Here is a 23870-nt window from a genome sequence, read left to right as displayed (position 1 = left end):
CCCGCCCCGACCGCCGGCCGGCTCACCCGGCTCCGCGACCGGCTGGCGCGGTCCGGCTCGCCGCTCGGCGCCCGCATGCTGCAGGTGCTGTCCCGCGACCACCTGACCGAGGACGACTGGGACGAGCTCGAGGAGACCCTGCTCCTGGCCGACGTCGGCGCCGGGCCGTCCCAGGACCTCGTCGACGCGATCCGCACGCAGGCCCGGGTCCAGGGCCTCAAGGACCCGGCGCAGGTCCGCGCCCTGCTCCGCGAGCAGCTGCTCGCCCTGGTCGACCCCACGCTCGACCGCTCGCTGCACACCGCGCCCCGGTCCGGGGAGGACGGCGTGACCGTCCCTGCGGTGGTGCTGGTCGTCGGCGTCAACGGGACCGGCAAGACCACCACCGTCGGCAAGCTGTCCCGCGTGCTCGTGGCCGACGGCCGCACCGTCCTGCTCGGCGCGGCCGACACGTTCCGCGCCGCGGCGGCGGACCAGCTCGAGACCTGGGGCTCCCGCGTCGGCGTCCGCACCGTCCGCTCCGACCGCGACGGCGCCGACCCGGCGTCGGTGGCGTTCGAGGCCGTCCGCGAGGGCGCGGCCGAGGGCGTGGACGTCGTGCTGGTCGACACCGCCGGCCGCCTGCAGAACAAGGCCGGCCTGATGGACGAGCTCGGCAAGATCACCCGCGTCATCACGCGCACCGCGCCGCTGTCCGAGGTGCTGCTCGTCCTCGACGCCACCACCGGCCAGAACGGCATGAACCAGGCGCGCGTGTTCGCCGAGGTGGCCGGGGTCACCGGCATCGTGCTCACCAAGCTGGACGGCACCGCCAAGGGCGGCATCGTCGTGGCGGTGCAGCGCGAGCTCGGCGTGCCGGTCAAGCTCGTCGGCCTCGGCGAGGGCCCGGACGACCTGGCGCCGTTCGACCCGGAGGAGTTCGTCGACGGCATCCTGGGCTGAGTAGGTGGACCGCCCGCGCGGTGGGTGCTGCGGGCGGTCCTAGCGTCGTGCGCGACGGAGGCCGACGGCGACCTCCGCACCACGGACGGAGCGACACGATGCCCACCTCGCCCACCACACCGACCCGCGTCCGGCGCCTCCTGGCGCTGGTCCCCGTCACCGCCCTCGTATTCGGCGGGGCGGTCCTCCTCGACGCCGACTCCGCCGAGGCGTTCGGGTACAACCGGGCGGTGTCCCGGGCGTGCGGGAGCAACTGGGTGCAGAGCACCGGCACCACCGCCGCCGGGTCGGCGAACACCATGCACCACAGCGGAAGCTGCCAGGATCGCTTGGTCGCCGGGCTGCACGTCGGCGGGATCATCTCGTGGAACACCTCGGCTAACGTGCGGGGCACCGCGAGCAAGGGCGGCACCAATCTGAACGATTCGACCGGACGTCACAAGGGCTGTCCTACATGCGCGATCACGCTGTCCTGATCGCGATCGCCGCCGCAGCAGGCGTGACGTGGCTGGTGGCTGGCTGCTCCACGTCCCCGCCTGATGGGGAACCGCTGCGTGAGCTCACGTACGAGACCATCTCCGAGGCGCAGACGGCCGCACGCGAGAACGGGTGGGAGAGCCAGTCCGTCCTGCTCGCCGACGGCATCGTGACCTCGGCGGACTACGACCAGGCGATCAGCAACACTCGGGTCTGCGCGGAGCACCGTGCGAACGGCATCACCGAGCCTCGGCTGTCGCCGATCGACAACCTCACCCGCGAGTTCGGGTTCCCTGTCGGCGCGATGGCCGAGGAAGCCGTCTGGGCAGCCAGCGACGAGTGCCTGCAGCAGCATCTGTGGACCGTCGAGGCCGCCTACATCTCCACGCACGAGGCGGTGATGGACGACGACATCCGGGTCGCGTCGCTTCAGTGCATGGCGGAGCGCGGTTTCGTCATGACCGGTGACATCCGCAGTGCACGAGACATGGCGGTGCGTATCCCGCACGAGTCGGAGCCAGAGCTGACCGACTGCATCACCCAGGCCGCGTTGCGACTCCGACCGGACCTGGATTCGATCGGAGTCTCCTGGTGACTTCGAGTCCGGGTGATCGCGCGAGCGCCCGAGGCGGTCGCCACGGCGGGTCCCGGTGAGCCGCGCCGGTGCTGCCCGGTCGGCGCTCGCGGCGGTCATGGTCCTCGTGTGGGTCGGGGCGCCGGTGGCCGTGGTCGCGGCGCTGACCCGCCAGGTCGACGCGGTCCGGTTCGCGCAGGACGAGCCGGCGTGGGTGTCGGCGCGTGCGATGTCGGAGCAGGCCGAGCGGCGGTTCGGACTGGCCCTGGCCTGGCAGTCGGGTCCCACGGCGGTCGCGCCCGGCTGGGACGGCGTGGTCGAGGTGCGGCACGTCGAGCCCGGTGACGTGCTGCGCTCCGGCGACGCGGTCGCGGTGGTCGGCGGAGTCACCCGGGTCGCGCACGCCGGGGATCGGCCGGTGACGCGGGTGCTGCGGAACGGCGACCGGGGGCCGGACGTCGCGGTGCTGCACGGCCTGCTCACCGAGTACGGGCTCGCGAGCGGCGGCGGAGACCGGTTCACGGCCGCGACCGCCGTCGGCGTCCGTGCGTTCGCCGCTCAGGTGGGCGCGGGTCGTACAGACGAGTTCGACCCCGCGTGGGTCCTGCACCTGTCGGCCCCCGAGCTGGTCGTCGTCGACGTCGACCTCACGGTCGGTGCGCCGGTGCCGGTGGCGGGATCGATCGTCGTGACGGGCGCGCCCCTGCTCGACGACGCCGTCGTGACGACGCAGGACTGGGCGGCGTTCGCGGCGACACGCGCGCGCGAGGCGGCCGAGGGCGCCACCACGTCGGGGCCGGTCGGTGCGGCCCCGGCGGTCGGGGACGACGCGCGGACGGTGCCGGTGGACGCGGAGCTGCGGGTGGGCGGGGTGGCCCTGCCGCTGTCCGCGGATCGCGACCGCGTGGACCCGGCGGGCCTGGCGGAGCTGCAGGCGGCGGTCGACCGCGGCGCGGTCGCGGTGGACGGCGTCGCGGTGTCACCTCCGCTGCCGGGCAGCTGGGCGGTGCCGTCGGCGGCCGTCCGGTCGGTCCCGGACGGCACGACCGTGGTCCACCGGGACCGTGGCGGGGACCGCGCCGACGTGGTCGTCGTCGTCGTGGGTGCCGACGGGCCGTCGTCCACCGTGGTGACCGGCGACCTGGCACCCTCGGACCTCGTCGAGGTCCCGGCCGCGAACGTCCCGTGACCGGAAGCGCGTCCTCGGTGCGGGCGACCTCCGGTGCCGGACTCGTCGCCTCAGGTCTCCGGGTGGCGTTCGGTCCACGCCGGGTGCTCGACGGCGTCGACCTCCACGTACCGGCTGCGTGCTCGGTGGCGGTGGTCGGCCCGTCCGGATCGGGCAAGACGACGCTGCTCGCCGTGATCGCCGGCCTGGTCGTCCCGCAGGCGGGGTCGGTGACGCGTGCGGGCGCGCCGGTGCGGCCCGACGACGTCGGCTGGGTCATGCAGACCACGCCGCTGCTGCGCGCTCGGTCGGCGACGGCGAACGTCGCGCTCGCGGCCCTCGCCCGGGGCGCGGACCGCGCTGCGGCAGACCGGCTCGCCCGTGCGCTGCTCGACGAGCTCGGCCTGGGCGACCGTGCGAGCGTCCCCGTGCGTCGGCTGTCGGGTGGCGAGCGGCAGCGTGTCGCGGTCGCGCGCGCGCTCGCGCAGGACGCCCCTCTGGTGATCGCCGACGAGCCGACCGCGTCCCTCGACGCCGAGTCCCGGGACCGGGTGGTGGACGCGCTGCTCGCGGTCGAGCGCGCGGGGCGTCTGGTCCTCGTCGCCACCCACGACCCCGCGGTCGCCACTCGGTGCAGCCGCGTCGTCACGCTCGTGGACGGGCCACCCGGATGACGGGCGGAAGGGGCGAGCGCCCGCGGATGCGGCTCGCGGCGGTGGTGGACGAGGCGCTGCGGGACCTCGCCGCGCGGTGGCTCCTGAGCCTGCTGGTCGCGGCGGTCGCGCTGGCGGCCGGCACCTCGACCGTGCTGCTCGCCGCGGGCGAGGTCGACGGCATCCGGGCCACGTGGGACGACCAGGTCGCCGAGGGTCGGTTCGTGCAGGTCGTCGCGGGTGCCCGCTCCTCGGGCGTCGATGCTGCCGCCTGCGCGGCGGTCGGGGGCTGGACAGGCGTGCGCGCGGCCGGTGGCCGGATCGGGACCGAACCGGTGCGGTTCGCGACTTCGCCTGCGTCCCGGTACGACCACGCGCGGGTCACGCCCGGCTACGTGCAGGTCCTCTGGCCGGGTGCGCCCGAACCGCTCGCGGGTGAGGTCGTCGTCGGACCGCACGCGGCGGCGAGCGCGGGGCTGCGCTCCGGGTCGACGGTGGTCTGGAGCGCCGTCGCGACCGGGAACGCCGGTCTCGGCGCGGGAGCCCGTCCGGACCGCGCCGCGCCCGGTGCCGTGTCGGCCGTGGTCGCGGCGGTCCCGGCGCGCGGGACAGCTCGCGATCCGGCGGCCGACCGGCAGGTCCTCTCCGTCGTCCCCGCTGCGGGCACGGTCGACCGCTGCGTCGTCGACGTGGACCCCGCCCGCGCCTCGGCGGTGCTGCCCGCCCTGCGCACGTGGTTCGGCGACGGCGTGGATGCGCCGCGGCCGGTCGTCGACCTCGCGCGCGCGGTCGACCCGGATGCCGAGCTCGCGGGCCGCGCGTCCGCGTGGTGGTGGGCGCTGGCGGCGTCGATCACCGGGGCGGCGGCCGCCGCGGCGTGGGTGGCCCGGCGCGCTGACGTCGCGCTGCACCGGCTGCTCGGCGCCGACCCGGGCACCGTCGCGCTCCGGCTGACGGTGGACGTCGGGGTCACCGTCGTCACCCCGGTGCTGCTCGGTACCGCGACGGCGGTGGTCGTCACGGCGCCCGCGCTGGCCCACGAGGTGGTGCGGACCGTGGTGCTGGCGGACGCCGCGCGCCTGCTCGTCGTGTCCGCTGCGCTCCCCGTGCTCGGGCTGGTCCTGGTCGGCCGTGGTTCGGTCTTCCGGATCCTGAAGGAGTCGTGAGTCGTCGGAGAGTTCCCGCGATCTGAGATTCCGACGGCCCGGCAACACAACGTTTACTTCGCGGACGCCGACGTCACACGCGTGTAACGCGCCCTGCCGCCGACCGAAACCGCCGCGCACGACTCTGGTCCCCGATCCGGCAGACCGGCCGGCGAGGGGAGAGGCGTTCCACATGGATCTGGACACCGGAGCGACAGCCTGGATGCTGACGTCAGCGTCCCTGGTGCTGCTCATGACGCCGGGACTGGCGTTCTTCTACGGCGGCATGGTCCGCGGCAAGTCCGTGCTCAACATGATGATGATGTCGTTCATCAGCATCGCGGTCGTCACGGTCGTGTACGTGTTCTGGGGCTGGTCGATGAGCTACGGCTCGGACGTCGCCGGGATCTTCGGCAACCCGTTCGACCAGTTCGGCCTGGCGGGCGCGATCTGGGACGAGAACGGCGAGTACCTGATCGACGGGTACGGCGTGCCGGTCATCGTCGGGGTGGCGTTCCAGGTGACGTTCGCGATCATCACCGTCGCGCTCGTCAGCGGCGCCATCGCGGACCGCGTGAAGTTCGGCACCTGGGTGGCGTTCACCGCCCTGTTCGCGACGCTCAGCTACTTCCCGCTGGCGCACATGGTCTGGGGCGGCGGCGCGCTGTCCGGCTCGGAGAGCGGCATCGCGGCGATGCTGTTCGGCACGACCGACGGCGCGGCCACGGTCGCCCCGATCGACTTCGCCGGCGGCACCGTGGTGCACATCAACGCCGGTATCGCCGGCCTGGTGCTGGCCCTGGTGATCGGCAGGCGCAAGGGCTTCGGCCGCGAGCCGATGCGCCCGCACAACCTGCCGTTCGTCATGCTCGGCGCCGCCCTGCTGTGGTTCGGCTGGTTCGGCTTCAACGCCGGCTCCGCGTTCACCGCCGACGGCACCGCGGGCCTGGCGTGGGTCAACACCACCGCCGCCACCGCCGCCGCGATGATCGGCTGGCTGATCACGGAGAAGATCCGCGACGGCCACGCCACCTCGCTCGGCGCCGCGTCCGGTGTCGTGGCGGGCCTCGTCGCGATCACCCCGGCCGCCGGCGCGCTGCGCCCGGTCACCTCGATCGTCCTCGGCGTCGTCGCCGGTGCGCTGTGCGCCCTGGCGGTCGGCCTGAAGTACCGGTTCGGCTTCGACGACTCGCTCGACGTGGTCGGCGTCCACCTGGTGGGCGGCCTCGTCGGCACCATCGGCATCGGCTTCCTCGCCGCGGACACCGGCCTGTTCTTCGGCGGTGGCGTCCAGCAGCTGGTCGTGCAGACGGTGATCGCCGTGCTGGCGCTGATCTTCTCCGGCCTGGTGACGCTGGTCATCGCGGTCATCCTCAAGGCCACGATGGGCTGGCGGGTCAGCGAGGAGGCGGAGGTCGGCGGGATCGACCTGGCCGTGCACGGTGAGACGGGTTACGAGACGCTGGGCGGCGCCCGCGTGGTGACGGAGGTGAAGGCATGACGAAGCTCGTGACGGCGGTCATCCAGCCGCATCGGCTCGACGACGTGAAGTCCGCCCTCGAGGCGGCGGGGGTCCGCGGCCTGACGGTGAGCGAGGCGAGCGGCTACGGCCGCCAGCGCGGTCACACCGAGGTGTACCGGGGCGCCGAGTACACGGTGGACCTGGTCCCGAAGGTGAAGATCGACGTCCTCGTGACGGACGAGGACACCCCCGGCGTGGTCGAGGTCGTCGTGAAGGCGGCGCAGACCGGCAAGATCGGCGACGGCAAGGTCTGGGTCGTCCCGGTCGAGGACGTCGCCCGGGTCCGCACCGGCGAGCACGGGCCCGAGGCCCTGTGACCGGGCGGTCCGCCCGAGCATGATCGAGGAACGGTCCGGGGCCACGACCGGCCGCGAGACTCCCGAGGTCCCGCACCCCCTGCACGTGGGGGTGCGGGACCTCCGGGTCGAGCGGCTCGACCTCGCGGCGCGGCTGTCCGGCCCGGGCAGCGACGGCGCCGCGCGCCGGCAGGCGGTCTCGGACCTCGTGCTCCGCCGCCTCGCCGAGCAGTGGGACGCGGCCACCGAGGGGCGCGAGACGCCGGGGATCGGCCTGGGCGCGGTCGGCAGCGTGGGCCGCGGCGACGCCAGCCCGGCCAGCGACCTCGACCTGCTGCTGGTGCACGACGGCCGCGGGCACTCCGCGGAGGAGCTCGCGGGGCTCGCGGACCGGCTCTGGTACCCCATCTGGGACGCGGGGCTCGACCTCGACCACTCCGTCCGGTCGCTCGCGCAGTGCCGGCAGGTGGCGTCGAAGGACCTGCCCGCCGCGGTCGGCCTGCTCGACCTGCGCCCCGTCGCGGGCGACCCGGGCATCGTCCACCGCGCGCGCTCGGCGCTGCTCGCCGACTGGCGGTCCGCCGCCCGGCGCCGGCTGCCCGAGCTGCTCGCGTCCACCCGGCAGCGTGCGGACCGGCACGGCGAGCTCGCCTACCTGATCGAGCCGGACCTCAAGGAGGCCCGCGGCGGCATCCGGGACGCCGTCGTGCTGTCCGCGCTCGCCGCGACCTGGCTCACCGACCGCCCGCACGGCGCCGTGGACCGCGCGCACGCGCACCTGCTCGACGTCCGCGACGCCGTGCAGACCGTCAGCCGGCGGCACACGAACCGGCTGCTGCTCGCCGACCAGGACGAGGTCGCCGAGCTGCTGGGCGTCGGCGACCGCGACGACCTGCTGGCCGGCCTGGCCGAGGCGGGTCGCATCGTGTCCTACGCGCTGGACAGCACCGCCCGGAACGCCCGGCAGGCCCTCGCCCGCCCGGCGCGCAGGCCGGTGCTCGTCCGTGGCCGGCGCACCGCACCGCGGCTGCGCACCGTCGGGGAGGGGCTGGTGGAGCACGACGGCGAGCTGGTGCTCGCGGCCGACGCGCAGCCCGCGGCTGACCCGCTGCTGTCCCTGCGCGCCGCCGCGACCGCCGCGCGCACCGGGCTCACGCTCTCGCCCATCACCGTCACCAGCCTGGAGCGCACGCCGCCGCTGCCCGAGCCCTGGCCGAAGGCGGCCCGCACGCTGCTCGTGCAGCTGCTCGCCACCGGGGCCGCGCAGGTGCCGGTGTGGGAGGCGCTCGACCTCGCCGGGGTGGTCACCACCTGGATCCCGGAGTGGGCCGGCGTGCGCAACCGGCCCCAGCGGTCGCCGATCCACCGGCACACCGTCGACCGGCACCTCGTGGAGGCCGCCGCGCGCGCCGCCGGGCTGCGCCGGACCGTGGACCGCCCCGAGGTGCTGCTGGTCGCGGCGCTGCTGCACGACATCGGGAAGCGCGCCGGCGCGGGGGACCACTCCGTCGAGGGCGCCCGGCTGGCCGGCCCGATCGTCGCCCGGATGGGGTTCGGGCCCGAGGACGCCGCGGACGTCGCGCGCCTGGTGCGGGAGCACCTGACGCTCTCCGAGCTGGCCACGCAGGCCGACCCGGACGCCCCGGCGACCGTCGACGCGCTGCTCGCCGCGGTCGACCACCGGCCCGACCTGCTCGCGCTGCTCCGGGCGCTCACCGAGGCCGACGCGTCGTCCGCCGGGCCGACCGCGTGGACCGCGTGGCGGGCGCAGCTCGTCGACGACCTCGTGGCGCGGGCGTCGGCCCGGCTGGCGGGTACCCTGGGACGTCCCTGACCGCCGAGAGAGCGTGAGGATCGCGCGGTGTTCGCCACCCTGTCCGACCGACTGACGTCGACCTTCAAGAACCTGCGCTCCAAGGGGCGGCTGTCCGAGGCGGACATCGACGCCACCGTGCGCGAGATCCGCCGCGCCCTGCTGGACGCGGACGTCGCCGTCCCCGTGGTGCGCCAGTTCACCGGCGCCGTCCGGGAGCGCGCGCTCTCCGCCGAGGTCTCCGGCGCGCTGAACCCGGCGCAGCAGGTCGTCAAGATCGTCAACGACGAGCTGGTGGCGATCCTCGGCGGCCAGAACCGGCCGCTGCACCTCGCCAAGAACCCGCCGAGCGTCATCCTGCTCGCGGGCCTGCAGGGCGCCGGCAAGACCACGCTCGCCGGCAAGCTCGCGCTGCACCTCAAGTCGCAGGGCCACACGCCGATGCTCGTGGCCGCCGACCTGCAGCGCCCCAACGCGGTCACGCAGCTCCAGGTCGTCGGCGAGCGCGCCGGCGTCCCGGTGTTCGCCCCGCACCCGGGCAACCAGGGCTCCGAGCTCGACGTCGTCGCCGGCGCCGACCCGGTCGCCGTCGCCCGCGAGGGCCTGGCGACCGCGCGCGCCCGCCAGCACGACGTGGTCATCGTGGACACCGCCGGCCGCCTCGGCGTCGACGCCGAGCTGATGCAGCAGGCCGCGGACATCCGCGACGCCGTCGACCCCGACGAGATCCTGTTCGTCATCGACGCGATGATCGGCCAGGACGCCGTCGCCACCGCGACGGCCTTCCAGGAGGGCGTCGGCTTCACCGGCGTCGTGCTGTCCAAGCTCGACGGCGACGCCCGCGGTGGTGCCGCGCTGTCGGTCGCGTCGGTCACCGGCCGGCCGATCCTGTTCGCGTCGACCGGTGAGAAGCTCACCGACTTCGAGGTGTTCCACCCGGACCGGATGGCGTCCCGCATCCTCGACATGGGTGACGTGCTCACCCTCATCGAGCAGGCGGAGAAGGCGTTCGACGCCGAGCAGGCCGAGGAGATGGCGGGCAAGCTCGCCTCCGGCCAGGGCTTCACGCTCGCGGACTTCCTGCAGCAGATGCAGCAGCTGAAGAACATGGGCTCGATGAAGAAGATGCTCGGCATGCTCCCCGGCATGGGGCAGATGCGCGAGGCCATCGAGAACTTCGACGAGCGCGAGGTCGACCGGGTCGAGGCGATCATCCGCTCGATGACCCCGGGCGAGCGCGACAACCCGAAGATCATCAACGGCTCCCGCCGTGCCCGCATCGCGCGCGGCTCCGGTGTCGAGGTCTCCGACGTCAACGGCCTGCTGGAGCGGTTCGCCGCGGCGCAGAAGATGATGCAGCAGATGGCCAAGGGCGGCGGCATGCCGGTCCCCGGGATGGGCAACCTGCCGGGCATGGGCAAGAAGGGCCGCGGCCGCGTCGCGCCCGCCAAGAAGGCCAAGGGCAAGTCGGGCAACCCGGCCAAGCGCGCCCAGCAGGAGAAGGCCGCCGCCGACCGGGCCGCGGGCATCGCCCCGGCCGCCGCGCCGGCCGCCAAGGGCTCGGCGTTCGGCATCGGCGGCGGGGCCGCGCAGCAGCAGCCGGACCAGTTCGACCCGTCGAGCATCGAGGACCTGCAGAAGTTCCTCGGCCGCTGACGACCGAGGGCCCGGGTCGCGCGAGGGGGCGTGGATGGGGGACGTGCTGCACCTGACCGGCCCGGTCGTCCTGGACGACGACCGGGTCGTCGGCGAGGCGTGGGTCATCGGCGGCCGGCTCACGTTCGACCGGCCGGGCGGGGACGTCACCCGGGTCGACGGCTGGGTGCTGCCGGGTCTGGTCGACGTGCACTGCCACATCGGCCTCGCCGCGGAGGGCGCCGTCGACCGCGCGACGGCCGAGGCGCAGGCCGTGGCCGACCGGGACTCCGGGGTGCTGCTGGTGCGCGACGCCGGCTCGCCGGCCGACACCGGGTGGGTGCACGCGCGCGAGGACCTGCCCCGGCTGATCCGCGCCGGGCGGCACCTCGCGCTGCCGAAGCGCTACCTGCGGCACTACGGGCGCGAGCTCGCGGCGCCGGCCGAGCTGCCGGGGGCCGTGGCCGAGGAGGCCGCGCAGGGCGACGGCTGGGTCAAGCTCGTCGCCGACTGGATCGACCGGGACCTCGGGGCCGACGGCGACCTGCGGCCGCTGTGGCCGGACGACGTGCTCGCCGAGGCGGTCCGGGTCGCGCACGAGGCCGGTGCCCGGGTCACCGCGCACACGTTCTCCGCCGAGGCGCTGGACGGCCTGCTGGACGCGGGCGTCGACTGCCTGGAGCACGCCACCGGCGCCGAGGACCGGCACGTCGCGCGGATCGCCGCTGCCGGCATCCCGGTGACGGCGACGCTGCTGCAGGTGGCGCAGTTCGGGGAGATCGCCGGGCGCGCCGACCGCTACCCGCGGTACGCCGCGCGGATGCGGGCGATGCACCACCGCCGGTACGCGCACGTCCGCGACCTGCACGACGCCGGGGTGCCGATCCTGGTCGGCACCGACGCGGGCGGCACGATCGGGCACGGGCGGATCGCCGACGAGGCGGCCGAGCTCGTGGCGGCGGGGCTGCCGGCGCGCGAGGTCGTCGCCGCGGCGTCGTGGCGCACCCGGGCCTGGCTCGGGGTGCCGGGGCTGGCCGAGGGGGAGAGCGCGGACCTGGTGGTGTACGACGCGGACCCGCGCGCGGACGTCCGGGTGCTCGCCGCGCCGGGGGCCGTGGTGCTGCGCGGGGCGCGGGTGGCGTAGCGGGTCACGCGGGCGCGTCGCCCTGCGCGACCTGGAGCACCCGGGTGCGCGCGTGCGCGGCCGGGTCGTCGGTGATCGGCCGTCCGTCGAGCCAGCACCGCACCGCGTGCGACAGCTCCGTCGGGTGGCTGTAGTTCATCGCGTGCGCGGCGCCCAGGATGACGACGACCGTGAGGTGCCCCGGGCCGAGGTGCGCGAGCTCGCGGACCCGGTAGGGCGGCGGCATCAGCGGGTCCCGCGAGCCGATCACCGCGAGCGTCGGCACCGGGGTGCGCAGCAGCCGCTCGAGCGACGGGAACTGCACCATCTGCCGAAACGCGGCCAGCGCCGGCAGCGCCCCGTAGTGCGCGTAGTCCGGCAGCGAGTACCGGCCCATCCGCGCGTCCTCGCGCACGGAGTCCCGGAGCAGCTGGACCACCGCGCGCGCCAGCGGCTGGTTGTGCGCACCACCGGCGGGGGAGGCGAGCACGATCCCCGCGACCCGGTCCGGCGCCCGGTGCGCCGTCTCCAGGCTCACCGGTCCGCCCATCGAGTTGCCGACCAGCAGCACCCGGTCCAGGCCCAGGGCGTCGAGCGTGCCGAGCAGGGCGTCCGCGAGGTGCGGGATCGACAGCGGCGGTCGCGGACCCGGGCTCGCGCCGTGCCCGGGCAGGTCGGGGACGTAGGTGGTCCCGCGGTCGGCCAGCGCCGCGGCGGTCGGGAGCAGGTAGCGTCCCGACACCGCGAACCCGTGCACGTGCACCAGCGGCGTGGCGCCCGGTACCTCCGGGCCGACCCGCACGGTGACCGGGCCGCCGGCCACGACCACCTCGCGGGTCTGCCAGTCGACGGTCGCCATGCCGCCGATCGTCGCAGCGCCCGCGCGCGGGCGACGCACCCGGTGCGGGTGACCCGCGGCACGCGCGACCGGGGTCGCCCGCACCGTCGCCCGTCTGGCACAATGGCCTGCTGTACTCGGCGCGCGCGGCCCCTCTACCCGCGCGATGCCGTGTCCTCCAGGCCGGACCGGCCCGCATGCCCCACGTGCGGACCACGACGGCCGCCTCGCAGACATCCAGGAGAAGACCACACCGTGGCCACCAAGATCCGCCTCAAGCGTCTCGGCAAGATCCGGGCGCCGTACTACCGCGTCGTCGTCGCGGACTCCCGCACCAAGCGTGACGGTCGCGTCATCGAGGAGATCGGCAAGTACCACCCGACCGAGGAGCCGTCGCTCATCGACATCTCCTCGGAGCGCGCGCAGTACTGGCTGTCCGTCGGCGCCCAGCCGACCGAGCAGGTCCTCGCCCTCCTCAAGGTCACCGGCGACTGGCAGAAGTTCAAGGGCCTGCCGGGCGCCGAGGGCACCCTGCGCACCAAGGCCGCCCCGGCCGACGTGAAGGCCGCTGTCGACGCCGTCGCCGCGGACGCCGAGAAGGCCAAGGCCAAGGCGTCCGAGAAGAAGGCCGCCGCCGCCGAGGCCCCGGCCGCCGACGAGGCGCCGGCCGAGGACGAGCAGGCCTGATGCTCGCCGACGCGCTGGAGCACCTGGTCCGGGGCATCGTCGACCACCCGGACGACGTGCGGGTCGACGCCCGCACGCTCCGCCGCGGTGACCTGCTCGAGGTCCGGGTGCACCCGGACGACCTCGGGCGGGTCATCGGCCGCGGCGGCCGGACCGCCCGCGCGCTGCGCACCGTCGTCGGCGCGCTGTCGTCCGAGGGCCCGGTCCGCGTGGACGTCGTGGACGTCGCCCGGCGGTGAGCCGCGCACCCGGACGGCCTCGCGCCGCCCGGTGAGACACCGGCACAGGCCCGGTCCCGAGCAGGGGCCGGGCCTGCGTCGTGCCCGCCGTACGCTGGTCCGGCCCGGAGCCGGACCCCCCGAGAGGAACCCCATGCTGCTGACGGTCGCCCGGATCGGCCGCGCGCACGGCCTGCGCGGCGAGGTCGCGCTCGACGTGCGCACCGACGACCCCGCCGCCCGGCTCGCGGCGGGCGCCGTGCTCGCGACCGACCCCGCCGACCGCGGCCCGCTCACCGTGGCGCGCACCCGCGAGCAGCAGGGGCGCTGGTACGTCACGTTCGCCGAGGCGCCGGACCGCACCGCGGCGGAGGCGCTGCGAGGCGTCGACCTGGTGGTGGACGTCGCGGACGACGCGACGAGCGCCGAGGACGACGACGAGGACGCCTGGTACCCGCACGAGCTGACCGGGCTGCGCGCCGAGCACGTCGACGGCCGGCTGCTCGGCGAGGTCGTGGGCCTGGAGCACCTGCCCGCGCAGGACGCCCTGGTGCTGCGCGAGCCCGACGGCGCCCGGACCCTCGTCCCGTTCGTCCGGGCGATCGTCCCGGTCGTGGACGTCGCCGGCGGCCGCGTCGTGCTGGACCCGCCGGGCGGCCTGCTGGCGTCGGACGCGGCGAACCTGGTCGTGAGCGACGAGACCCGCGGCGACGCCGCCGACGGGGCGCCCGCGGGGGACGACGACTGACGTGCGCATCGACATCGTCTCGATCTTCCCGGAGTACCTGAGCCCGCTCGGGCTGTCGCTCGTCGGCAAGGCCCGCACCAGCGGCCTGGTCGACCTGCGGGTGCACGACCTGCGGGACTGGACCACCGACCGGCACCGCACCGTCGACGACACCCCCTTCGGCGGCGGCGCCGGCATGGTGATGAAGCCCGACGTCTGGGGCGCGGCCCTGGACGACCTCGTGGTCGAGGGCAGCCACCTGCTGCTGCCGACCCCGTCCGGCGCCCCGCTGACCCAGCGGCACGCCGAGGCCTGGGCGACCGACACGCACCTCGTCGTCGCGTGCGGGCGGTACGAGGGGATCGACGCGCGGGTCGCGGCGCACTACGCGTCCCGGCCCGGCGTGCGGGTCAGCGAGTACTCCATCGGCGACTACGTGCTCAACGGCGGCGAGGTCGCCGCGATGGTGCTCGTCGAGGCCGTCGTGCGGCTGCTGCCCGGTGTCGTCGGCAACCCGCACTCGCTCGTGGAGGAGTCGCACGGCGCCGCGGGTCTGCTCGAGTACCCCGTCTACACGAAGCCGCCGGCCTGGCGGGACCTCGACGTCCCCGAGGTGCTGCTGTCCGGGCACCACGGGCGGGTCGAGCGCTGGCGCCGCGACCAGGCCCTGACCCGGACCGCCGCGCGCCGGCCGGACCTGCTCGCGCGCCTCGCGCCCGGCGACCTCGACAAGGCCGACCGCGTGGTGCTGGCGGACCTGGGCTGGGTCGTGGGGGCGGACGGGCCGGTGCCCGCCGAGCCCGCAACGGGGGAGTAGCACCGCGGTTTCGACCGCGGCGCCCCGGCTGTGGCACACTTGTCGGTCGGTGCCCGACGGCTCCGCCTCTGCCACAGGGGAGGCGACCAGGGCCCGCCGAGCGATCGGCCGCGCACCGCACCTCATGCCATCCGGCGCCCCCGGCGCCGACGACGACGCGCGTGACCTGTGGCACGGCGAGAAAGCGACACACGATGTCCCACATCCTCGACTCGATCGACGCGGCTTCGCTCCGCACCGACGTCCCCGACTTCCGCCCCGGCGACACGCTGAAGGTGAACGTCAAGGTCGTCGAGGGCAACCGCTCCCGCGTGCAGGTCTTCCAGGGCGTCGTGATCGCCCGCCAGGGCGACGGCATCCGCGAGACCTTCACGGTCCGCAAGGTCTCCTTCGGCGTCGGCGTCGAGCGCACCTTCCCGGTGCACTCCCCGACCCTGGAGTCCATCGAGGTCTTCACCCGCGGTGACGTCCGTCGCGCGAAGCTGTACTACCTGCGCAACCTCCGCGGCAAGAAGGCCAAGATCAAGGAGAAGCGCGACGCGGTCCCGGCCAAGAAGGCCTGAGAACCCCTCGCTGCACGCCCCACGGGCGGTCACCCCTCACGGGGGTGGCCGCCCGTCGGCCGTCCCGGGGAGGTTCGGTGTCCACCGGCGCGTGGGTGTGGGCGACGGTTCCGACGACGTGGGAGAGTGATCCGGTGACGGACCAGCACGCAGCACCCGCCGGCCACGAGGCGCCCGGCAGGTCCCCTGAGCGACGGCGCGGGCCCGTCACCTCGTTCGTGCGGGAGACCGCGATCATCCTCGTCAGCGCCATCGTGCTGTCCTGGCTGGTGAAGACGTTCCTCGCGCAGGCCTTCTTCATCCCGAGCGCGTCCATGCACGACACCCTGCTCGAGGGCGACCGCGTGCTGGTCAGCAAGCTCGCGCCGGGGCCGTTCGACGTGCACCGCGGCGACATCGTCGTGTTCTCCGACCCCGGCGGCTGGCTCGACCAGCAGGCCGTCCCGGAGACCAACGTCGTCCAGGACGCGCTCATCGCCATCGGCCTCATGCCGCAGCAGTCCGAGGACCACCTCATCAAGCGCGTCATCGGCCTGCCCGGCGACCGGGTGGCGTCCACCGGCGACGGCTCGCCGCTGACCGTCAACGGGGTGCCGGTCGACGAGTCCGAGTACCTCGCGCCCGGCGCGAGCCCCAGCCAGATCGCGTTCGACGTCGTCGTGCCCTCCGGCTCCGTGTGGGTCATGGGCGACAACCGGCAGCAGTCGGCCGACTCGCGGTTCCACCTCGGCGACCCCGGCGGTGGGTCCGTCCCGATCGACGACCTCGTCGGCACCGCGTTCGTCAAGCTCTGGCCGCTCGACCGGATCGGGCTGCTGCGCAACCCGGGCGACGTGTTCGCCGACGTCCCGGACCCGTCGTGACCGCCGCCGGCCGGGCGCGGACGGCCTGGAACCGGGCCGCGCCGACGCTCCGCGTGGAGCGCCAGATCATCCGGGACGGCGTCCCGGTGCTCGCGTGCGCCGACGAGGTCGGGCGGGGCAGCCTCAGCGGGCCCGTGACCGTCGGCGTCGTCGTGGTGACGGCCGAGAGCCGGGCCGTGCCGCAGGGCGTCCGGGACAGCAAGCTGCTCAGCGCCGCCGAGCGCGAGCGGCTCGCCCCGCTCATCCGGCGGTGGGCCGCCTGCTGGTCCGTCGGCCACGCCGAGCCCGCCGAGATCGACGCGTACGGCATCATCGCCGCGCTCCGGCTCGCCGCGCACCGGGCCATCGCGGGCCTGGACCTCGCGCCCGGCGCGCTGCTGCTCGACGGCAACCACGACTACGTCACCACCCCGGCGCAGGACACGCTGCTCGGCCCGCCGACCGTCCTCGACGTCGTGCCGCCCGTGCGGACCATCGTCAAGGCCGACCTGCGGTGCGCCGCCGTCGCCGCCGCGAGCATCCTCGCGAAGACCGAGCGCGACGCGATCATGACCCGGCTGCACGACGACCACCCCGAGTACGGCTGGGCCGAGAACAAGGGCTACTCCGCGCCCGAGCACCTGGCCGCGCTGCGTCGGCTCGGGCCGACCCCGCACCACCGGACGTCCTGGCGGCTGCCGGGCGTCGAGGCGGGCACGGGCGACGTCGCCGCCGACGCGCCGGTGCTCGGCGACGCGCTGCTGCCGGGCGAGCCGCTGACGCTCGACGTCGCGGGCTGACGTCGCGCCGGGGGCTCCGGGGCCGGGCGCCGGGGCTGCCGTGCGGGGCGCCGGGCCCGGATGGGGGATGATGGGTCGGTGAGCGCCGAGGACCTGGAGAACTACGAGACCGAGATGGAGCTCGCGCTGTACCGCGAGTACCGCGACGCCGTCGGCCTCTTCTCGTACGTCGTCGAGACCGAGCGCCGGTTCTACCTGGCGAACCACGTGGACCTGCAGGTCCGCTCCGCGGCGGGCGAGGTGTACTTCGAGCTGACCCTCGCGGACGCCTGGGTGTGGGACGTCTACCGGTCCGCGCGCTTCGTGAAGTCCGTGCGCGTCGTGACCTTCAAGGACGTGAACGTCGAGGAGCTGGTTAAGGCCGACCTGGACCTCGGCTCGGGCGGCGGCTTCGGGCGGTAGCCCGGCGCGGGTCGCCGGGGGCGGCCCGGACGACGGGCGTCGCTCGCGGGGCCGGTGACGAGCCCTCCACAGGCCGGGCGGCGTGCGCCGTCCCCAGGACCGGCCGTGCGCGCCGGCGGGGCGGCCGCCGGTTCCGGCACGGTCGGTGCCGGAGGTGGTGCCGATGCGCACGCGGAACGAGACCGGCCGGCTGGGTGAGGACCTGGCGGCGCGGCTCCTGGAGAACGAGGGCTGCCGGGTCCTCGACCGGAACTGGTACGGCCCGGGCGGCGAGCTGGACCTCGTCGTCCACGACCCCGTCGACGACGCGGTCGTCGGCGTCGAGGTCAAGACGCGCCGGACGAGCACGTACGGCACCCCGCACGAGGCGGTGACGCCGCGCAAGGTGCGGCGGCTGCGCGGGCTGCTCGCGGCGTGGCTCGCCGCCCACGACGTGCACGCCGCGGCGATCCGGCTCGACCTCGTCGCCGTCGAGCTGCGGGACGGTCGACCCCCGCACGCCGAGCACCTCGCGGGCATCGGCTGATGGCCCTCGGACGCACCCGGGCCGTCGGGCTGGTCGGGCTGACGGGCCACCTCGTGGAGGTCGAGGCGCACCTGGCGCCCGCGCTGCCCGCCTTCGTGCTCGTCGGCCTGCCCGACGCCTCGCTCGCCGAGGCGCGCGACCGCGTGCGGGCGGCCGTCGGCTCCACCGGCTTGACCTGGCCCAACCGCCGCATCACCGTCAACCTCTCGCCGGCCGCGCTGCCCAAGTCGGGCCCGGGGTTCGACCTGGCGGTGGCGGTCGCCGTGCTCGCCGCGGCGGAGCTCCTGGAGGCGCCCCGGGCGGCCGGCGTGGTGCACCTGGGCGAGCTCGGCCTGGACGGGCGGCTGCGGCCCGTGCGGGGCGTGCTGCCCGCCGTCGCCGCCGCGGTGGCCGCGGGGCACCCCGACGTGGTCGTGCCCGAGGCGGACGCGCCCGAGGCCGCACTCGTGCCCGGCGCCCGCGTCGTCGGCTTCCGGAGCCTGGCGCAGGTCGTCCAGCGGTACGGCGGTGCCGTCGCCGTGCCGGACGTCCCGGCGGCACCGCCGGTGCGGGTGCCCGGTGCGCACCGCGCCCCGCCCGGCGACCTCGCCGACGTGCTCGGGCAGGGCGAGGCCCGCGCCGCGGTCGAGGTCGCCGCCGCCGGCGGGCACCACCTGCTGCTCGTCGGGCCGCCCGGCGCGGGCAAGACCATGCTGGCCTCCCGGCTGCCGGGGCTGCTGCCCGACCTCGACGAGGCCGAGGCCGTCGAGGTCACCGCGGTGCACTCCGTGGCCGGCACCTTCGACCCCGACGGGGGACTCCTGCGCCGGCCGCCCTACGAGGACCCGCACCACACCGCCACGCCGGCCAGCATCGTCGGCGGCGGCTCCGGCCTCCCGCGCCCCGGCGCGGCCTCCCGGGCGCACCGCGGGGTGCTGTTCCTCGACGAGGCGCCCGAGTTCCCGACCGCCGTCCTGCAGACCCTGCGCCAGCCCCTGGAGCACGGCGAGGTCGTCGTCCACCGGGCCGCCGGCTCCGCCCGGTACCCCGCGCGGTTCCAGCTCGTCCTCGCCGCCAACCCGTGCCCGTGCGGGCGCGCCATCGGCACCGGCCTCGCGTGCACCTGCCGGTCGCTCGAGCGGCGCCGGTACTTCGGCAAGGTGTCCGGGCCGCTGCTCGACCGCGTCGACGTCCAGGTGGAGGTCCCCGCCGTCCGCCGCGCCGAGCTCGGCGAGCCCGCCGAGAGCACCGCCACCGTCGCCGCCCGCGTCGCCCTGGCGCGGGCCGCGCAGGCCGAGCGCTGGGCTGGGACCCCCTGGCGGGTCAACGGCGAGGTCCCCGGCCGGGTGCTCCGCGACCGGCTGGGACCCGGTCGCGGGCTGCTCGGGCTCGTCGACCAGGGCGTCGACCGCGGCACCCTCACCCTGCGTGGTGCCGACCGGGTGCTGCGGCTCGCGTGGACCGTCGCCGACCTCGCGGGCCGGGCCGCGCCGTCGCCGGACGACGTCGGCCGCGCCGTCGCGCTGCGGACGCGGGGGCAGGCGTCGTGAGCGCGGGCGGAGCGGTGGCGGTCGCCGGGTCGGGACCGGGCGGAGCGCCGGGGGACCGCGGCGCCGCCGCGGAGCGTGCCGACGCCGGGGCTCGCGGGAGCACGGGGTCGGGGGACGGTGACGCGTGGGCGCGCGCCGCGTGGAGCATCGTCGCCGAGCCGGGGGACACCACGGCCGGGGCCGTCGTGGCGGCCCTGGGCGCCCCGGGCGCGCTCGCGTGGGCGCTGTGGGCGGTGACCACCACGCCGCAGGAGGCGCTGCGCCGCCTGCGGGACCTCGCGCGCGGCCCGGCGGGCCCGCACGGCGGGACGGCGGCCGGCGCCGACCCGCACGTCGGGGCGGCGGCCGGCGCCGACGCGCACGGCGGGCCGGCGGCCGGCGCCGACCCCTGGCCCGCCGGCACGCTCCGGGTGCTCGCGCGGGCGCTGCCGCGCTGGGCGCCCCGCCTGGTCGACCTCGACCCGCGGCCCGCGCTCGACGACCTCGCGGACCGCGGTGGGGTCCTCGTCGTGCCTGGGACCCCCGCCTGGCCGCCGGCGCTCGACGACCTGGGTCCGGCCGCGCCGCTCTGCCTCTGGCTCCGGGGCGCCTCGGACCTCGCTGCGCTCGCCGAGCGGTCGGTGGCCGTCGTCGGCGCGCGCGCCGCCACCGCCTACGGGGAGCGCATCGCCGGCGACCTCGGCGCGGGCCTCGCCGAGCGCGGGGTGACCGTCGTGTCGGGCGGCGCCTTCGGGGTGGACGTCGCGGCGCACCGGGGCGCGCTGGCCGTCGGCGGGCCGACCGTCGCGCTGCTGGCCGGTGGCGTCGACCGCCCGTCACCCGCGGGCAACCTCGCCGTGCTGGAGCGGGTCGTCGACGACGGCGGTGCGCTCGTCGCCGAGAGCCCGCCCGGCACCCCGCCGAGCCGCGCCCGCTTCCTCCAGCGCAACCGCGTCATCGCGGCGCTCACCCGCGCGACCGTGGTCGTGGAGGCCGCCTGGCGCAGCGGGGCGCTCAGCACGGCGGCCCGCGCCGGGGAGCTGCTGCGTCCCGTCGGTGCCGTGCCGGGACCGGTGACCTCGATGGCCTCGGTCGGGTGCCACCGCCTGCTCCGTGACGGTGCGGCGGTCTGCGTCACGGACGCGGCCGAGGTGGTCGAGCTGCTCGACCCGCCCGGCTCGTCCCGGCCGGGCGGGTCCGCGCCGGTTGCGCCGGTGCCGCACGGGGCGGTGCCGCATGCGGTGGTTCCGCCTGTGCCGGTGCCGCCCGGGGTGGTGCCACCGCCGTCGCCCGCGCCGGTGTCGTCCCCGCTCGGCACGGCGGGGTCGGTGGTCGGGCAGCAGGCCGGCGCCCGACCGGGGCGCCAGCCGGTGCCCCCGGTCGCGGACCGCGCCGACGGCGTGGCGGCGCGCGCGCTCGACGCGCTCGACCGGCGGCGGTCCCGGACCACCGTCGAGGTCGCGCGGCGCGCCGGGCTCGCCGAGCACGAGACGGTCGCCGCGCTGGGCCTGCTCGAGCTCGCGGGCGCGGCCCGCCGGGTCGACGGACGGTGGCGGCGGTCCGAGGGGACCGGCACCCAGGGCCGGCTCCTGTGAGCACGCGCGGGACGGCCCACCCGACGACGGGCAACCCGACCCGCATCGCCCGACCCGCACGGCTCGCCACGCCTCGGGCTGCGGCTCCCGAGGAAGGTGGCGGTGAGGAAAAACCCATGACAACGCAAAACCGCATGTCCGGTCGGTAATACGTCGCGCAGGCCCGCGCGGGCGCGACGCGCCCCGTCGGGTTTCACCCGTGCGGCCCCTCGTCAGCAGCCCCGTCGTGCGCTCCCACGGTTTCGCGCTCGGGAAAACGCATTCACCCGCCCGGCCGATGCCCCGACGGTTCCCGGGATGTCCGAGGGGTGGACACAGTCACCCGGGAACCGCTGCCGAACGGTAGGAAATTGCGTCGTGGAATCGGACATTTGACCGTGATTCGTACAGGGGTGGGTGAAACGCGCCACAGACCGCTTGTCGCCCGGAGGTGTGACAGGTGACCGTAGTGCCGTGCACACGGGGGCTGCGGTGGGATCGGGTCGGGGGACGTCCCCGATGACCGACGCGTTCGCGCTCCACCTGCGTGCCCAGCGCGGTCTGTCGGAGAACACCGTGCGCGCCTACCTCGGCGATCTCGAGGACCTGACGGGGTACGCGCGCCGGCACGGCGTGGCCGACCTGACGGCCGTCGACATCACCGTGCTGCGCGGCTGGCTCGCCTCGATGGCGACGGCCGAGCGGAGCCGTGCGACGCTCGCGCGGCGCGGCGCGGCGGCCCGCACCTTCTTCGCCTGGGCCGCCCGCACGGGCCGCGTGGCGCAGGACCCGGCGCTGCGCCTGGCGAGCGCCCGGCCGGCCTCGCACCTGCCGACCGTGCTCGACCAGGGCTCCGCTGCCGCGCTGCTCGACACCGCGCGGGTGCGCGCGGACGACGACGACCCGGTGCACCTGCGGGACTGGGCCGCGCTCGAGCTGCTGTACGCGACGGGCGCCCGGGTCGGCGAGCTCTGCGGTGCGGACGTGGACGACCTGGACCTCGCGACGCGCACCATCCGCCTCACCGGCAAGGGCGACAAGCAGCGCGTCGTCCCGGTCGGCGAGCTCGCGGTGGACGCGGTCGAGGCCTGGCTGGCCCGTGGCCGGCCGGCGCTCGCGACGGAGACCTCCGGGCCGGCGCTCCTGCTCGGCCGCCGCGGCGCCCGCGCGGACCAGCGTCAGCTGCGCCAGGCGGTGCACGACGTGTCGGCGGCCGCCGGCGTGAGCGACGTGGCCCCCCACGCGCTCCGGCACTCGGTCGCGACGCACCTGCTGGAGGGCGGCTCCGACCTCCGCAGCGTGCAGGAGGTGCTGGGTCACGCCAGCCTCGCCACCACCCAGCGCTACACCCACGTGACCGCGGAGCGCCTCCGCGCGTCCTTCGAGCAGGCCCACCCCCGCGCATGACGTCCGAGATGGAGAGGCCCATGTCAGTTCCGGCTGAGGACACGGTCCCGCTGGCTGCCTCGTCGCGCCGTGCGCCCGGTGCGCCGACCGCCCCCCTCGGGGTCATCCCGCGGCAGCAGTCGCTGGACGCCGAGACCCTCGACCTCGACGCGGCCGGCGCGATCGCCGTCGCGACGGAGGTCGCCGAGGTCGAGCTCGACGACGCCGAGCTGGAGGCGGTCGTCACGCTCACCGCGGTCGAGGACCTGGAGCTCGACGAGCTCGAGGCGCTCGCCGGCACGGTGGTGGACCCGGTCGCCCAGGACTGGCAGCTGTTCAAGTCGGGCGGCGACCGCCTGGTGCGCGAGCGGCTGATCCTGCACTACGCCCCGCTGGTCACCGCGGTGGCCGGTCGCGTCGGCATGCGCCTGCCGGCGATGGTCGAGCAGGCCGACCTCGTGTCGTACGGGATGTTCGGCCTGATCGACGCGATCGAGAAGTACGAGCCGGGCCGCTCGGTCAAGTTCGAGACCTACGCGAGCGCCCGCATCCGCGGCGCGATCATCGACGAGCTGCGCGCGATGGACTGGATCCCGCGCTCGGTGCGGACGAAGGCCCGCGCCGTGGACCGCGCGTACGCGGAGCTGGAGAGCGCGCTGCACCGCGTGCCGACCGAGTCCGAGGTGGCCGCCCGCCTGCAGATGGACATCCGCGAGCTGCGCGCGCTGTTCACCCAGCTGTCGACGGTCAACGTCGCGGCGCTGGACGAGCTGCTCGGGGCGGGCGAGGACCGGGGCGACCGGCTGTCGCTGCTCGACACCCTCGGCGACGACCGCACGCCGGACCCGGAGAACTCGTTCGAGGCCCAGGAGACCAAGTTCCTGCTGGCCCGTGCGATCGACCAGCTCGGCGAGCGCGAGAAGCTCGTGCTGGTCCTCTACTACTACGAGGGCATGACCCTCGCGGAGATCGGCCGCGTCCTCGGGGTCACGGAGTCCCGCATCTCGCAGATGCACACCGCCGCGATGCTGCGCCTGCGCGCGCGGCTCACGGAGGCCGACCGCGGCTGACCCGCCGCCCCGGGCGAGCAGCACCACCGGCCCGCCCCGGAGCAGCAGCATCGGGTCGAGGTAGACGTCGCCGTCGCGCACGCCCCAGTGCAGGCAGGCGGGCTCGCAGTGGCTGCGGTCGGCGGTGACGGTGCCGACCACGGCCCCCGCCGCCACCCGGTCGCCGACCGCGACGGTCGCGGCGACGGGCTCGACGGAGCTCCGCAGCCCGTCGTCGTGCCGCACGGTGAGCACCGGCCGGTCGACGACCACGCCCGCGAACGTCACGACGCCGGCGCGCGGGGAGCGCACCGGCGTCCCCACGGGCGCGTCCAGGTCGACGCCGCGGTGCCCGGCGGCCCACGGGACGTCCGGGCCGTCGAACGGCACGACCACCACGACCGGGTCGACCGGCGCCTGCCACGGCTCCACGGGGGCGGCCGCGCCCACGACGACCGCGCGCCCCGGTCCGGCGAGCACCGCGCGCGCCAGGGGCAGCCCGGCGGCGACGAGCGCGGGCAGCAGGGCGGCGACGAGGGCGCGGCGGGGGAGCGGGGCAGGAGGCACGGCCCGGGCGTGCGCGCG

At 76.1% G+C, this 23870-nt stretch carries 25 protein-coding genes and 1 pseudogene; 24 read left to right on the top strand and 2 right to left on the bottom strand.

Features of this window, described 5'->3' with window-relative positions; all coding sequences use genetic code 11:
- The 11 genes from ftsY to G6556_RS06100 form a co-directional block, all read left to right on the top strand.
- On the top strand, window positions 1–942 hold a 942-nt coding region (gene ftsY, locus G6556_RS06150; RefSeq protein WP_166939506.1), incomplete at its 5' end, for a signal recognition particle-docking protein FtsY.
- A gap of 98 nt (window positions 943–1040) precedes the next feature.
- Entirely contained in the window at window positions 1041–1418 is a 378-nt protein-coding gene (locus G6556_RS06145; RefSeq protein WP_166939504.1) for a hypothetical protein, read from the top strand.
- The gene (locus G6556_RS06140) at window positions 1397–2014 is read left to right on the top strand and encodes a hypothetical protein (RefSeq protein ID WP_166939502.1); all 618 of its coding nucleotides are present in this window, start codon (window positions 1397–1399) and stop codon (window positions 2012–2014) included. The genes G6556_RS06145 and G6556_RS06140 overlap by 22 nt, the downstream gene beginning before the upstream one ends.
- 55 nt (window positions 2015–2069) lie before the next feature.
- The gene (locus tag G6556_RS20155; protein ID WP_166939500.1) at window positions 2070–3182 is read left to right on the top strand and encodes a hypothetical protein; all 1113 of its coding nucleotides are present in this window, start codon (window positions 2070–2072) and stop codon (window positions 3180–3182) included.
- A 62-nt stretch (window positions 3183–3244) separates the two neighbouring features.
- A complete protein-coding gene (locus G6556_RS06130) occupies window positions 3245–3835 on the top strand; it encodes an ATP-binding cassette domain-containing protein (RefSeq protein WP_166939498.1) in 591 nt (196 codons plus the stop codon).
- Entirely contained in the window at window positions 3832–4980 is a 1149-nt protein-coding gene (locus G6556_RS06125) for a hypothetical protein (protein ID WP_166939496.1), read from the top strand. The genes G6556_RS06130 and G6556_RS06125 overlap by 4 nt, the downstream gene beginning before the upstream one ends.
- Window positions 4981–5152: 172 nt before the next feature.
- The gene (locus tag G6556_RS06120) at window positions 5153–6460 is read left to right on the top strand and encodes an ammonium transporter (RefSeq protein ID WP_166939494.1); all 1308 of its coding nucleotides are present in this window, start codon (window positions 5153–5155) and stop codon (window positions 6458–6460) included.
- Entirely contained in the window at window positions 6457–6798 is a 342-nt protein-coding gene (locus G6556_RS06115) for a P-II family nitrogen regulator (RefSeq protein WP_166939492.1), read from the top strand. Before G6556_RS06120 ends, G6556_RS06115 begins: the two co-directional genes overlap by 4 nt.
- 19 nt (window positions 6799–6817) lie before the next feature.
- Window positions 6818–8611 (top strand): [protein-PII] uridylyltransferase, encoded by a 1794-nt coding sequence (locus G6556_RS06110; protein ID WP_166939490.1) that lies wholly within the window; start codon window positions 6818–6820, stop codon window positions 8609–8611.
- Between the two features lie 27 nt (window positions 8612–8638).
- The gene (ffh, locus tag G6556_RS06105) at window positions 8639–10246 is read left to right on the top strand and encodes a signal recognition particle protein (RefSeq protein ID WP_166939488.1); all 1608 of its coding nucleotides are present in this window, start codon (window positions 8639–8641) and stop codon (window positions 10244–10246) included.
- A gap of 34 nt (window positions 10247–10280) precedes the next feature.
- Window positions 10281–11369 (top strand): amidohydrolase family protein, encoded by a 1089-nt coding sequence (locus G6556_RS06100; protein ID WP_166939486.1) that lies wholly within the window; start codon window positions 10281–10283, stop codon window positions 11367–11369.
- A 4-nt stretch (window positions 11370–11373) separates the two neighbouring features.
- On the opposite strand, the gene G6556_RS06095 is transcribed toward G6556_RS06100, so the two are convergent.
- Complete coding sequence (locus G6556_RS06095) at window positions 11374–12207, bottom strand: alpha/beta fold hydrolase (protein ID WP_166939484.1); 834 nt, start codon at window positions 12205–12207, stop codon at window positions 11374–11376.
- A gap of 234 nt (window positions 12208–12441) precedes the next feature.
- Between G6556_RS06095 and rpsP the strand changes: the two genes are divergently transcribed.
- From rpsP to whiG, 13 genes are all read left to right on the top strand, one after another.
- Window positions 12442–12873, top strand: coding sequence for a 30S ribosomal protein S16 (gene rpsP / locus G6556_RS06090; RefSeq protein ID WP_147793877.1), 432 nt, complete (start codon window positions 12442–12444; stop codon window positions 12871–12873).
- Window positions 12873–13112 carry an RNA-binding protein gene (locus tag G6556_RS06085; RefSeq protein WP_147793876.1) on the top strand — a complete coding sequence of 80 codons (240 nt, stop codon included), beginning with the start codon at window positions 12873–12875 and terminating at the stop codon, window positions 13110–13112. Before rpsP ends, G6556_RS06085 begins: the two co-directional genes overlap by 1 nt.
- Window positions 13113–13245: 133 nt before the next feature.
- Complete coding sequence (gene rimM / locus G6556_RS06080; protein ID WP_166939482.1) at window positions 13246–13839, top strand: ribosome maturation factor RimM; 594 nt, start codon at window positions 13246–13248, stop codon at window positions 13837–13839.
- Between the two features lies 1 nt (window position 13840).
- Window positions 13841–14635, top strand: coding sequence for a tRNA (guanosine(37)-N1)-methyltransferase TrmD (gene trmD, locus G6556_RS06075; RefSeq protein ID WP_166939480.1), 795 nt, complete (start codon window positions 13841–13843; stop codon window positions 14633–14635).
- A gap of 194 nt (window positions 14636–14829) precedes the next feature.
- On the top strand, window positions 14830–15198 hold the full coding sequence (gene rplS / locus G6556_RS06070; RefSeq protein ID WP_166939478.1) for a 50S ribosomal protein L19: 369 nt from the start codon (window positions 14830–14832) through the stop codon (window positions 15196–15198).
- A gap of 134 nt (window positions 15199–15332) precedes the next feature.
- Window positions 15333–16061 carry a signal peptidase I gene (gene lepB, locus G6556_RS06065; protein WP_166939476.1) on the top strand — a complete coding sequence of 243 codons (729 nt, stop codon included), beginning with the start codon at window positions 15333–15335 and terminating at the stop codon, window positions 16059–16061.
- A gap of 53 nt (window positions 16062–16114) precedes the next feature.
- Window positions 16115–16840: a ribonuclease HII gene (locus G6556_RS06060; protein ID WP_346774752.1), complete on the top strand. Its 726-nt coding sequence runs from the start codon at window positions 16115–16117 to the stop codon at window positions 16838–16840.
- A 78-nt stretch (window positions 16841–16918) separates the two neighbouring features.
- Window positions 16919–17242: a DUF2469 domain-containing protein gene (locus G6556_RS06055; RefSeq protein ID WP_147793871.1), complete on the top strand. Its 324-nt coding sequence runs from the start codon at window positions 16919–16921 to the stop codon at window positions 17240–17242.
- A 163-nt stretch (window positions 17243–17405) separates the two neighbouring features.
- On the top strand, window positions 17406–17768 hold the full coding sequence (locus G6556_RS06050) for a YraN family protein (RefSeq protein WP_166939474.1): 363 nt from the start codon (window positions 17406–17408) through the stop codon (window positions 17766–17768).
- Window positions 17768–19297 (top strand): YifB family Mg chelatase-like AAA ATPase, encoded by a 1530-nt coding sequence (locus G6556_RS06045; protein WP_166939472.1) that lies wholly within the window; start codon window positions 17768–17770, stop codon window positions 19295–19297. The genes G6556_RS06050 and G6556_RS06045 overlap by 1 nt, the downstream gene beginning before the upstream one ends.
- On the top strand, window positions 19294–20871 hold the full coding sequence (gene dprA / locus G6556_RS06040; protein ID WP_346774751.1) for a DNA-processing protein DprA: 1578 nt from the start codon (window positions 19294–19296) through the stop codon (window positions 20869–20871). The genes G6556_RS06045 and dprA overlap by 4 nt, the downstream gene beginning before the upstream one ends.
- Window positions 20872–21369: 498 nt before the next feature.
- Window positions 21370–22257: a tyrosine recombinase XerC gene (locus G6556_RS06035; RefSeq protein ID WP_166939470.1), complete on the top strand. Its 888-nt coding sequence runs from the start codon at window positions 21370–21372 to the stop codon at window positions 22255–22257.
- 20 nt (window positions 22258–22277) lie between these two features.
- Entirely contained in the window at window positions 22278–23306 is a 1029-nt protein-coding gene (whiG, locus tag G6556_RS06030; protein WP_166939468.1) for an RNA polymerase sigma factor WhiG, read from the top strand.
- A gap of 63 nt (window positions 23307–23369) precedes the next feature.
- On the opposite strand, the pseudogene G6556_RS19880 reads toward whiG, so the two are convergent.
- Window positions 23370–23675, bottom strand: a pseudogene (locus G6556_RS19880) (M23 family metallopeptidase); the annotation flags it as partial.
- Between the last annotated feature and the right edge of the window lie 195 nt (window positions 23676–23870).

Source organism: Cellulomonas sp. IC4_254, assembly GCF_011603975.1.
Taxonomy (GTDB): Bacteria; Actinomycetota; Actinomycetes; order Actinomycetales; family Cellulomonadaceae; genus Cellulomonas.
The sequence above is the reverse complement of the archived record's forward strand: the minus strand, read 5'-3'. Positions and strand labels throughout refer to the sequence as shown.